Here is a 12,105-nt window from a genome sequence, read left to right as displayed (position 1 = left end):
AGAAGCCACGAGGGCCAGGTTCCTTGGACCGCCAATAGGCAAATTATCAGCTCCGAAGGCCAGGATGAAGCCCGAATGTCCTGGTCCCTCTTTCGGGTAACGGCCGGTGGCGGCGTCCTGGCACTCCGACAATGATTCATGCAAGACCGAGAAAAAGGAAATGAGGCCATGAGTTTTACCGTCTATCTGTCCGGTGAGATCCACACCGACTGGCGTGAAGAGATCAAGCAGGGAGCCAGAGACGCCGGGCTCGACGTGGTGTTCACCCAGGCGGTGACCGACCATGATGCCAGCGACGCCGCCGGAGACATGCTGGGCGTGCCGGAAAGTGGCTTCTGGCGGGATCACCAGTCTTCCAGGGTCAACGCCATCCGGACCCGGACACTGATCGAGCAGAGCGATCTGGTGGTGGTGCGCTTCGGTGACAAGTACAAGCAGTGGAACGCGGCCTTCGACGCCGGCTACTGCTCGGCTCTCGGCAAGCCCTATGTGACGCTGCACGGCGAGGACATCGTACATCCGCTCAAGGAGGTCGATGCGGACGCCCAGGCCTGGGCCACGACCACCGACCAGGTGGTAGAGATCCTGCGCTACGTGCTGCGGGACTGATGACGGCGCTGCCTCGAGCCTCGCACGATGGCATCCACTGGCGAGGGTGGGCACTGCCATTGCCCAAGCCCGTGGCTTCAGCGATAACGCTCGGGGCAATAACGACATGGCCCGGGAACCTGAAGGAGGATCCCGGGCCATGTTTCAGGGGCCTTGGCCCCTGGCTGGACGTCCCGTCTGGTGACGGCAGCGGTCGACAGCGCTGTATCAGGCGTTCTGGTCGATGAACTGGGTCAGCTGGGACTTCGACTGGGCACCTACCAGGGATGCCACCTTGGCACCTGACTTGAACAGCATCACGGTGGGGACGCCACGTACGCCCTGCTCGGCGGCGATTTCCGGGGCATCATCGACGTTGATGCTGACGACCTTGAGGGCGCCGTCACGCTCCTCGGCGACTTCATCGACCACCGGTGCCATGACCTTGCAGGGGCCACACCAGGGAGCCCAGAACTTCAGCAACACCGGGGAGTCGGCCTGCAGAACTTCCTGCTCGAAGTTGGCATTGGTGACATCGACATTGTTAGCCATGTGTTTCTCCATCTACGTTGCGCTTCATCGAGCGGAATGTGGGACATGTCTGCCATGTCCGGTGGGACGATGGTAGCGGTCGGCCCATACGCTGGCAAATATTGGGTCGATAGTTTCTTAGTCAGCTTACGAATCGCTGCATCTCATCTCATTATGCTATAAAGTAATCACAAAGGTGGTTTTTTATGGCGCTTTGGCATGTTGTCATGCCCGAGGTCCAGTGCTTGAACCCGGGCAAGGACGCTGTCACGCCGCCAACGCGATGGCTCCAGTCTAGTCCGCTTCCGCGACCACCGTGCCAATCCGTCGACTTCGGACGAGGTAAGCCCCGGCCATGAAATTACAGCAGCTGCGCTATATCTGGGAGGTTTCCCGCCACAACCTGAATGTGTCGGCTACCGCTCAGAGTCTTTTTACCTCTCAGCCAGGCATATCCAAGCAGATTCGTCTGCTGGAAGACGAGCTTGGCGTGGAGATCTTCGCGCGCAGCGGCAAGCACCTGACTCGCGTGACACCCGCAGGGGAGGCGATCATCGAGCTGGCAGGCCAGGTGCTCAGGCTGACTGCCAACATCAAGGATGTGGCCCAGGAACACAGCGACGAGCGGCGGGGCAGCCTGTCCATCGCCACCACCCATACCCAGGCGCGCTACTGCCTGCCGCCGGTGATCCAGAACTTTACCCAGCGCTACCCGGATGTCGCTCTGCATATGCAGCAGGGGACGCCCAAGCAGATCGCTCAGATGGTCAGCGAGGGACAGGCCGACTTCGCCATCGCCACCGAGTCGCTGGAACTGTTCAACGACCTGGTGTTGCTGCCGTGTTATCGCTGGAACCGCTGCATCCTGGTGCCGCGGGATCACCCCCTGGCCGAGGTCGAGCGTCTGGGACTCGACGAACTGGCCAAGCACCCGCTGGTGACCTACGTGTTCGGTTTCACCGGACGCTCGCAGCTCGACGACGCCTTCCGTGCCCGTGGACTCTCTCCCAATGTGGTGTTGACCGCCGCCGACGCCGATGTGATCAAGACCTACGTGCGTCTGGGGCTGGGGGTCGGCATCGTGGCGCACATGGCGGTGGACGAAGTGCTCGATGAGGATCTGGTAGCGCTGGACGCCAGCCATCTGTTCGAGAGCTCCACGACCAAGATCGGTATCCGCCGCGGCACCTTCATGCGCGGCTACATGTATGACTTCCTGCAGCAGTTTGCCGACCATCTGGACCGTGATCTGGTCGACGCTGCCCTGGCAGCGGGACCGCGCCATGAACACGCGCTGTTCGAGAAGATCAGCCTGCCGGTGCGCTGACCGCGGCGAGGTGGCGCCAGGCGAGCTTCACTGACGTCGTCATGAACCGAAAGGCCCCGGACTCAAGCGAGTCCGGGGCCTTTGCGATCTTGTGAGGCTGTGCAGCCAGGTACCTCAGAACGTCAGCTGGTGGCCGCCTGGGGCAGGTTGAGGGCATGTAGCCCGCATTCCTTGCCACCCTGGTCTTCCCACCACCAGCGACCCTCGCGCTCGTGCTGGCCAGGCAGAATGGGCCGGGTGCAGGGCGCGCAGCCGATACTGACGTAGCCCTTTTCGTGCAGGGCGTTGTAGGGCACATCGAAGGAGCGAATGTAGTTCCACACGTCCTCGCTGGTCCAGTGGGTCAGCGGGTTGATCTTGTAGAGCGGTTGATCGTCACTGCCGAAGGCGGTGTCGCGCTCGGCGATCTGCAGCTTCGAACGGGTGCCCGGGCTCTGGTCCCGACGCTGGCCGGTGACCCACACCGGCAGGCCTGCCAGGCGCTGGCGCAGCGGCGCTACCTTGCGAATGCCGCAGCACTCGTGGTGACCATCCTGATAGAAGCTGAACAATCCCTTCTCGCTGGTCAGCGCCTGCACTGCCTGCTGATCGGGGAAGCGAATATCGAGCTCGATATCATAGTGATTGCGGACTCGTTCGAAGAACTCGTAGGTCTCGGCGTGCAGACGCCCGGTGTCCAGGCTGAACACCTTGACCTTGTCCTTGGGCGCGACCTTGAGCGCCAGGTCGACGAGCACCACGTCCTCGGCGCCGGAGAATGACACGGTCAGTTCGCCGAAGGCCTCGTAGGCGGCTTTCAGGATATTCTTGGGTGTCGCCTGGTCATTGGCCAGGACGAACGCATTGGGGTCAAAGGACGTCACGGCGACCTCCACTGGGGGTTTTGCCGATACCCTACCAAAACCCGCCGCCATCGCCCCAATATCGATTGGTTCGGTTCTTATATAGCGTTTATCGATTAGCGGTAAGGTTTCTTATTACTATTTGGCAGGTGTGCCCAGGGCGGCCATCAGATGGCGAATCTTGTCCTGGGTTTCTTTATGGTAGGTCGGCCTGTTCCTGTCTAGCGCGAGTCAGTCGCAGTGCCCAGGGCGGCCATCAGATGGCGAATCTTGTCCTGGGTCTCTTTATGGTAGGTCGGCCTGTTCCTGTCTAGCGCGAGTCAGTCGCAGTGCCCAGGGCGGCCATCAGATGGCGAATCTTGTCCTGGGTCTCTTTATGGTAGGTCGGCCTGTTCCTGTCTAGCGCGAGTCAGTCGCAGTGCCCAGGGCAGCCATCAGATGGCGAATCTTGTCCTGGGTTTCTGTGTACTCGGCCTGTTCCCGAGAATCCGCCACCAGGCCACCACCGCCCCAGATGTGCAGTCGGCCGGCATCGGCGACCAGGGTACGGATGGCGATGGACGTATCCATATGGCCACGCACATCGACGTAGCCGAGGCTACCGCAGTAGGCGCTGCGTCGATCCGGCTCCAGTTCGTCGATGATCTGCATGGCGCGAATCTTGGGGGCGCCGGTGATCGAGCCACCGGGGAAGGCCGCTTCCAGCAGCTTGAGCGGTGGCGTCTCGTCGGGTAGGCGTCCCTTCACCACGCTCACCAGATGGTGAACATTGGCGTAGCTTTCCAGTCCGCACAGTTGGGGGACCTTCACCGTGCCGGGCTGACACACGCGACCCAGATCATTGCGCAGAAGGTCCACGATCATCACGTTCTCGGCGCGATCCTTGATGCTTGAGGACAGCTCCTGTGCCAGGGCTGCATCCTCCTGCTCATTGGCTCCCCGTGGCCGTGTTCCCTTGATCGGACGCGTCTCCACCTCGCCCTGGCGGCTTTCGACGAAGCGTTCGGGCGACAGCGACAGCAGCGCCTGTTCGCGCCCTGCGCACTGCCAGGCCATGAAGCCGGCGAAGGGGGTCGGCGTCGCGTCACGCAGGCGGAGATAGGCCTGCCACAGGTCTCCTCGGTAATCCGCCGAATACCGTTGAGCCAGATTGATCTGGTAGCAGTCTCCGGCACGGATATAGTCCTGCACCCTGGCAAAGCGATCGCGGTAGCCCGCTTCGCTCAGGTTGGAGGTGAAGGCGGAGTTCAGCGAAAAGTCGCCGGCAGGTGTCGCTGTCGCCAGCCAGGTCTGTACCTGCTGGCGCCGTTCGGGGGAGGCGACGAGAAGGCAGCGGCGCTCCTGGTGGTCCTGGATCAGCGCCCAGTCATACAGGCCAAGCCGGGCCTGAGGCAGTGCGGTGGCGGTCTGTGAAGGCCCTTCGATTCCCGCCAGTTGCCGGCCCAGGTCGTAGCTCCAGTAGCCGATCAGCCCGCCGACGAAGGGAAGATCAAGCTCCTGGCGTGGACGGGGCAGGCGTTCGAGCAGGCGCTGCTGGGCGTCGAAGGCGGAACCCTCGAGGGCCCTGCCGCTCGAGTCTCTGGGCAGACCATGCTGATCGACTTCCAGCCATTCGATGGGGTCGCTCGAGAGGATATCGAATCGTCCGCCGGGGGCCTGGGGCCGGCCGCTGTCCAACAGCACCGCCCCGGGCCTCGAGCGCAGAGCCTCGAAATAGCGCAGGGGGGTCGCGTGGTAGGGCAGGGAGGTGGTCTGGAGCTCGGCGTTCATTCGGGGCCTCGGGCGTTGCAGGCGGCATATTCTACGGGCAACGACAGGGCTTGTCGTTGTGGAAGGATGGCGCGAGTCAACGCTGCATTGTCGACAGGACAAGGAAGATGGATGGCATTGTCTACAACCAATGGTTAAGGTTATGAGCCTGATCAGGCCATTGACCCGCGCCTTGGCGTATCTTACATTTCCGTTATCCCAACATTGTCGACAATGATCCCATGACCAGCGCCGAATACGAGACCCCCGCCACCCCCGAAGTCAGAACCCTCGCCGAGCGGGTCTTTCATCAATTGCAGGACGCCATCGTCCGGGGAGAACTGGCGCCGGGCAGCAAGATCACCGAGCCGGGACTGTCCAAGGCCTACGGTATTTCTCGTGGGCCGCTGCGCGAGGCCATGCGACGACTCGAGGCTCACCGGCTGATCGAACGGGTACCTCATGTGGGTGCCAGGGTGGTCAAGCTGTCGATGAAGGAGCTGATGGAGCTGTTCGACGTGCGCGAGGCGCTGGAAAGCATGGCCGCCAGGATCGCCGCCGAGCATATGACCGCCAGCGAGATCGCCGGCCTCCGAGAAGTGCTGGCAGTGCACGAGAAGCAGGCTGATCTGGCCAGCGGTGAGGCCTACTATCAGCGCGAGGGCGATCTGGACTTCCACTATCGTATCGTGGTGGGCAGCCACAATCGCATGCTGATGGCCCTCTTGTGCGACGACCTCTATTACCTGGTCCGGATGTACCGCACCCAGTTCAGCGCCAGCGGTGCACGTCCGCAGAAGGCCTTCGTCGAGCACCACCGTATCGTCGACGCCATCGAGGCGGGTGACGCCGAGCTGGCGGAGCTGCTGATGCGTCGCCACGTCAGCGCTTCCCGCGAGAACGTGATGGCGCGCTACGCCGCCTCGCTGGAGGGGCGCGACGAACCCCAGGTGGTCGCCGGCAACGGCCTGGTGACCTGATCTTACTTTCCCCTGACTGGAGCCCCCCATGACATCCTCGTCCACTTCGACCCCTGGTGCCCGCTTTCGTGCGGCGCTCAACGCCAATAGCCCGCTGCCCATCGTCGGCACCATCAACGCCTACACCGCGATGCTGGCCGAGCGGGTCGGGCATCAGGCGATCTATCTGTCCGGCGGTGGCGTTGCCAATGCTTCCTTCGGGTTGCCGGACCTGGGCATGACCACCATGAACGATGTGGTGGAAGACGCCCATCGCATCTGCGGGGCCAGTGACCTTCCGCTGTTGGTGGACATCGATACCGGCTGGGGGGGCGCCTTCAATATCGGGCGTACGGTCAAGGAGATGCAGCGGGCCGGGGTCGCTGCCGTGCACCTGGAAGACCAGGTGGCGCAGAAGCGCTGTGGCCATCGCCCGAACAAGGCCATCGTGTCCCAGCAGGAGATGGTGGATCGGGTCAAGGCGGCTGCCGACGCGCGCATCGATCCGGAGTTCTACCTGATCGCCCGTACCGATGCCTTCCAGAAGGAAGGACTCGACGCGGCCATCGACCGTGCCAACGCCTGCATCGAGGCCGGTGCCGATGCGATCTTCGCCGAGGCGGTGCACACCCTCGACGACTATCGCGCCTTCTGCGAGCGGGTGGATGCCCCGATTCTGGCCAACATCACCGAATTCGGCGCCACCCCGCTGTTCAGTCAGCAGGAACTGGCCGAGGTGGGGTGCAGCATGGTGCTCTACCCGCTGTCGGCGTTCCGCGCCATGAACGCTGCCGCGCTCAAGGTCTACCAGAGCATTCACGACAACGGACACCAGCGCGACGTGGTCGACACCATGCAGACCCGCGACGAACTCTACGACGTGCTGGGCTACCACGACTTCGAGCGCAAGCTCGACGCGCTGTTCGACGAGGGCAAGGACTGAGAGACCCTCGGGCGTCCAGCACGCCTTTCATGCCTTTTTTATAACAACGACCAATGACGAAAATGGAGATACGCCATGGCTGATAAACCGATTGGAGGAGCCGGTCTGCGGGGACAGAGCGCCGGTGCGACCGCACTGTGCACCGTGGGCCAGAGTGGCTCGGGCCTGACCTATCGCGGCTACGACATCAAGGAACTGGCGGACAAGGCCCGCTTCGAGGAGGTGGCCTACCTGCTGCTCAAGGGCAAGTTGCCCAACCAGAGCGAGCTGGATGCCTACATCACCAAGTTGAAGGGCCTGCGCGGTCTGCCCGAGGCGCTCAAGACGGTACTCGAGCAGATCCCGGCGGACGCCCACCCGATGGACGTGATGCGTACCGGTGCTTCGATGCTCGGCAACCTGGAAACCGAGGCCGACTTCAGCCAGCAGCAGGACGTCTCCGATCGCCTGTTGGCGGCGCTGCCCTCGATCATCTGCTACTGGTACCGCTTCAGCCATGATGGCGTGCGCATCGACACCGAGACCGACGACGAGTCGGTGGGCGGGCACTTCCTGCACCTGCTGCGTGACGAGCCGGCCTCCGAGCTGCATGCCAGGGTGATGAACGTCTCGCTGATCCTCTACGCCGAGCACGAGTTCAACGCCTCGACCTTTACCGCTCGTGTCTGTGCATCGACCCTGTCCGACATGCATTCCTGCGTCACCGGGGCCATCGGTTCCCTGCGTGGCCCGCTGCATGGCGGCGCCAACGAGGCGGCGATGGCGATGATCGAGAACTGGCAGAGCGCCGAAGAAGCCGAGCGCGAAATCCTCGGCAAGCTCGAGCGCAAGGAAAAGATCATGGGCTTCGGACACGCCATCTATCGCGAGTCCGACCCGCGCAACGCCATCATCAAGCACTGGTCGAAGAAGCTCGCCGACGACGTGGGCGACACCCGCCTGTACCCGGTGTCCGAGCGGGTCGAAGCGGTGATGTGGCGCGAGAAGAAGCTGTTCTGCAACGCCGACTTCTTCCACGCCAGCGCCTATCACTTCATGGATATCCCGACCAAGCTGTTCACCCCGATCTTCGTGTGTTCTCGGGTGACTGGCTGGTGCGCCCACGTGTTCGAGCAGCGCGAGAACAACCGCATCATCCGCCCCAGCGCCGACTACACCGGCCCGGCCCACAGCGAATGGGTACCCATCGAAGAGCGTGACTGAGTCCGGGGCTCTCCTGAACGTATCTTGAAGATATCCCGAGGCTCGAGCGGCGGGGCGCGCGCATGGTCATGGTCATGCGCAGGCACAAGTGGCTCCGCCGCCTTCCTACCATATTCGCGCCGCGAGGGCCGTGCCCTCGGGCGCCCGAGACCGTGACGCCCATGAACACCGACTATCGCAAGCCCCTGCCGGGGACCGACCTTGACTACTTCGATACCCGGGAGGCGGTGGACGCCATCTCTCCCGGCGCCTACGACCGACTGCCCTACACCTCCCGGGTGCTGGCCGAGAACCTGGTGCGCCGCTGTCCGCCGGAGGATCTCACGGCGGCGCTGTCCCAGATCATCGAGCGCAAGCGCGAACTCGACTTTCCCTGGTTCCCTGCGCGGGTGGTGTGCCACGACATCCTCGGGCAGACGGCGCTGGTCGACCTGGCCGGCCTGCGTGACGCCATCGCCGAGAAGGGGGGGGATCCGGCCAAGGTCAATCCGGTGGTGCCGACCCAGCTGATTGTCGACCATTCGCTGGCGGTGGAGCACCCGGGATTCGAGGAGGGCGCCTTTGACAAGAACCGCGCCATCGAGGATCGGCGCAACGAGGACCGCTTCCACTTCATCAACTGGACCCGCGAAGCCTTCGAGAACGTCGACGTGATCCCCCCCGGCAACGGCATCATGCACCAGATCAACCTGGAGAAGATGTCGCCGGTGATCCAGGCCCGTGACGGCGTGGCCTTCCCCGACACCCTGGTGGGCACCGACAGCCACACGCCCCACGTGGACGCCCTCGGCGTGATCGCCGTCGGGGTGGGCGGGCTCGAGGCCGAAAGCGTGATGCTGGGGCGTGCCTCCTACATGCGACTGCCTGACATCGTCGGGGTGGAGCTCAGCGGCAAGCCCCAGCCTGGCATCACCGCCACCGATATCGTGCTGGCGCTGACCGAATACCTGCGCAGCGAACGGGTGGTGTCGAGCTATCTCGAGTTCTTCGGTGAAGGCGCGGGGCACCTGACACTGGGTGATCGTGCCACCATCTCCAACATGACGCCGGAGTATGGCGCCACCGCCGCGATGTTCTACATCGACGATCAGACCCTCGACTACCTCAAGCTGACCGGGCGCGAGCCGGAGCAGATCGAACTGGTGGAGACCTACGCCAAGGCCGCCGGCCTGTGGGCCGACAGCCTCGTCAACGCCGACTACGAAAGGGTGTTGCACTTCGACCTGTCCAAGGTGGAGCGCACCCTGGCGGGGCCTTCGAGTCCGCACAACCGGGTCTCTACGCGGGAGCTTGCCAGTCGCGGTATCGCCGCTCCTTACGAGCAGAAGGACGGCGAGATGCCCGATGGCGCGGTGATCATCGCCGCCATCACCAGCTGTACCAATACCTCCAATCCGCGCAACGTCATCGCCGCGGGGCTTCTGGCCAAGCGCGCCAACGAGCTGGGCCTGACCCGCAAGCCCTGGGTCAAGACCTCGCTGGCGCCGGGGTCCAAGGCGGTGCAGCTGTATCTGGAGGAGTCGAACCTGCTCGGTGAGCTCGAGCAGCTAGGCTTCGGCATTGTTGGCTTTGCCTGCACCACCTGCAACGGCATGAGTGGTGCGCTCGATCCGGTGATCCAGAAGGAGGTGGTCGAGCGTGATCTCTACGCCACCGCCGTGCTGTCGGGTAACCGCAACTTCGATGGGCGTATCCACCCCTACGCCAAGCAGGCGTTTCTGGCCTCTCCGCCGCTGGTGGTGGCCTACGCCATCGCCGGCAGCGTGCGCTTCGATATCGAGAAGGACGCCCTGGGCGAAGACGCCGAGGGCAACCCGATCACCCTGAAGGATCTGTGGCCGGCGGATGACGAGATCGATGCGATCATCGCCGAGAGCGTCAAGCCGGAGCACTTCCGCGACGTCTACATCCCGATGTTCGACACCACCTTCGACAGGTCGAAGGACATCAGCCCGCTGTACGACTGGCGCGAGATGAGCACCTATATCCGGCGTCCGCCGTACTGGGAGGGTGCGCTGGCCGCCGAGCGCTCGCTGACCGGGCTGCGCGCCCTGGCGGTGCTGGGGGACAACATCACCACCGACCACCTGTCGCCGTCCAATGCCATCCTGCCGACCAGCGCGGCGGGGGAGTACCTGGCCAAGATGGGCCTGCCGGAGGAGGACTTCAATTCCTACGCCACCCATCGAGGTGATCACCTGACCGCCCAGCGGGCGACCTTCGCCAACCCCAAGCTGATCAACGAAATGGCGGTGGTCGACGGTGAGGTCAAGCAGGGCTCACTGGCTCGCCTCGAGCCCGAGGGCGAGGTCATGCGCATGTGGGAGGCCATCGAGACCTACATGGCGCGCAAGCAGCCGCTGATCGTGATCGCCGGGGCCGACTATGGTCAGGGTTCCTCCCGTGACTGGGCCGCCAAGGGGGTGCGTCTGGCCGGTGTCGAGGTCATCGTGGCCGAGGGCTTCGAGCGCATCCACCGCACCAACCTGATCGGCATGGGGGTACTGCCGCTGCAGTTCGAGGAGGGGACCACACGCAAGACCCTCGGCATCGACGGCAGCGAGACCTTCGATGTCCGCGGCGACATCCAGCCGGGGGCCAGCCTGACCCTGGTGATCAAGCGGCGTGACGGAGAAAGCGTCGAGGTGCCGGTGACCTGTCGTCTCGACACCTTCGAGGAGCTGTCGATCTACGAAGCCGGTGGCGTGCTGCAGCGTTTCGCCCAGGACTTCCTCGAATCGGAGGTGGCGTGATGGCCGCTTTTGCTCCGCAGCTCCGCATTCCCGCCATCTACATGCGTGGCGGCACCAGCAAGGGCACCTTCCTGCGCAAGGACGACCTGCCCGAGGCCGCGCGTGAGCCCGGCCCCGTGCGCGACGCCCTGCTGATGCGTCTGGTCGGTAGCCCCGATCCCTACGCCAAGCACACCGACGGCATGGGTGGCGCCACCTCCAGCACCAGTAAGGTGGTCATCGTCAGCGCCAGCGAGTCGCCGGATCACGATGTCGACTATCTGTTCGGCCAGGTGGCCATCGACAAGGCCTTTGTCGACTGGAGCGGTAACTGCGGCAACCTGTCCTCGGCGGTCGGTCCCTTCGCCATCGAGAGCGGACTGATCCCGCCTGAGCGAATTCCTGCCGACGGCGAGGTGGAGGTACGCATCTGGCAGGCCAACATTGAAAAGACCATCGTCGCCCGAGTGCCGATACAGGACGGTCAGGTGCAGGAAAGCGGTGACTTCGAGCTCGACGGCGTGGCCTTCCCCGCCGCCGAGATCGGCCTGGCCTTCAAGGATCCCGCCGACGGCGAAGGGCGGATGTTCCCGACAGGCCAGGTGGTGGACGAACTCGAGGTTCCCGAGGAGGTGGTGGCCGGAGGTCGCATCCAGGCAACCCTGATCAATGCCGGTATTCCGACCATCTTCGTCAGCGCGGCCGACCTTGGCTATGACGGCACCGAGCTTCAGGACGATATCAATTCAGACCCCGCCACCCTCGATCGGCTCGAGACGTTAAGGGCCCACGGCGCGCTGAAGATGGGCCTGATCTCGAGACTCGAGGAGGCCGCGAACCGTCAGCACACGCCTAAGCTGGCCTTCGTCGCCTCGCCTCGTGGCTACCGGGCCTCCAGCGGCAAGCAGATCGACGAAGGCGATATCGATCTGCTGGTGCGGGCCATGTCCATGGGCAAGCTGCATCACGCCATGATGGGCACCGCGGCCGTGGCCATCGGAGTGGCTGCCGCGGTGCCGGGGACCCTGGTCAGCCAGGCCGCCGGCGGCGACGAGGGGCGCAGTTCGGTGGTCTTCGGTCATCCCTCCGGTACCCTGCGGGTCGGGGCGCGAGCTGAACAGCTGGACGGGGAATGGACCGCCACGGAGGCGACCATGAGCCGCAGTGCCCGCATTCTGATGGAGGGCAAGATCAGGGTGCCGGCGGACGTCCTCGATTCATAATGCTCTCG

At 63.9% G+C, this 12,105-nt stretch carries 10 protein-coding genes; 7 read left to right on the top strand and 3 right to left on the bottom strand.

The window, feature by feature from the left end:
• Positions 1-168: 168 nt before the first annotated feature.
• Positions 169-609 carry a YtoQ family protein gene (locus NFI08_RS21565; protein WP_045993777.1) on the top strand — a complete coding sequence of 147 codons (441 nt, stop codon included), beginning with the start codon at positions 169-171 and terminating at the stop codon, positions 607-609.
• A 207-nt stretch (positions 610-816) separates the two neighbouring features.
• Here the strand turns inward: NFI08_RS21565 and trxA are convergent, their stop codons facing one another.
• Positions 817-1,140, bottom strand: coding sequence for a thioredoxin (gene trxA / locus NFI08_RS21560; RefSeq protein ID WP_045993776.1), 324 nt, complete (start codon positions 1,138-1,140; stop codon positions 817-819).
• Positions 1,141-1,474: 334 nt separating this feature from the next.
• On the opposite strand from trxA, the gene cysB reads away from it, so the two are divergent.
• Complete coding sequence (cysB, locus tag NFI08_RS21555) at positions 1,475-2,446, top strand: HTH-type transcriptional regulator CysB (RefSeq protein ID WP_045993775.1); 972 nt, start codon at positions 1,475-1,477, stop codon at positions 2,444-2,446.
• Between the two features lie 122 nt (positions 2,447-2,568).
• On the opposite strand, the gene NFI08_RS21550 is transcribed toward cysB, so the two are convergent.
• Complete coding sequence (locus NFI08_RS21550) at positions 2,569-3,309, bottom strand: phosphoadenylyl-sulfate reductase (RefSeq protein WP_231498732.1); 741 nt, start codon at positions 3,307-3,309, stop codon at positions 2,569-2,571.
• 378 nt (positions 3,310-3,687) lie between these two features.
• Positions 3,688-5,058: an aminodeoxychorismate synthase component I gene (gene pabB, locus NFI08_RS21545; protein WP_108450041.1), complete on the bottom strand. Its 1,371-nt coding sequence runs from the start codon at positions 5,056-5,058 to the stop codon at positions 3,688-3,690.
• A 221-nt stretch (positions 5,059-5,279) separates the two neighbouring features.
• Here pabB and NFI08_RS21540 point away from each other — a divergent pair, with 221 nt between their 5' ends.
• From NFI08_RS21540 to prpF, 5 genes are all read left to right on the top strand, one after another.
• Positions 5,280-6,017 (top strand): GntR family transcriptional regulator, encoded by a 738-nt coding sequence (locus NFI08_RS21540; protein WP_045993772.1) that lies wholly within the window; start codon positions 5,280-5,282, stop codon positions 6,015-6,017.
• 28 nt (positions 6,018-6,045) lie between these two features.
• Complete coding sequence (prpB, locus tag NFI08_RS21535) at positions 6,046-6,939, top strand: methylisocitrate lyase (protein ID WP_045993771.1); 894 nt, start codon at positions 6,046-6,048, stop codon at positions 6,937-6,939.
• Positions 6,940-7,014: 75 nt separating this feature from the next.
• Entirely contained in the window at positions 7,015-8,142 is a 1,128-nt protein-coding gene (gene prpC / locus NFI08_RS21530; RefSeq protein ID WP_108450040.1) for a bifunctional 2-methylcitrate synthase/citrate synthase, read from the top strand.
• A gap of 161 nt (positions 8,143-8,303) precedes the next feature.
• On the top strand, positions 8,304-10,895 hold the full coding sequence (acnD, locus tag NFI08_RS21525) for a Fe/S-dependent 2-methylisocitrate dehydratase AcnD (protein ID WP_045993769.1): 2,592 nt from the start codon (positions 8,304-8,306) through the stop codon (positions 10,893-10,895).
• A complete protein-coding gene (gene prpF / locus NFI08_RS21520) occupies positions 10,895-12,097 on the top strand; it encodes a 2-methylaconitate cis-trans isomerase PrpF (protein WP_108450039.1) in 1,203 nt (400 codons plus the stop codon). The genes acnD and prpF overlap by 1 nt, the downstream gene beginning before the upstream one ends.
• Positions 12,098-12,105: the final 8 nt, after the last annotated feature.

The organism is Halomonas sp. EF61, assembly GCF_040147045.1.
In the GTDB taxonomy this organism is placed as follows: Bacteria; Pseudomonadota; Gammaproteobacteria; order Pseudomonadales; family Halomonadaceae; genus Halomonas; species Halomonas litopenaei.
The sequence above is the reverse complement of the archived record's forward strand: the minus strand, read 5'-3'. Positions and strand labels throughout refer to the sequence as shown.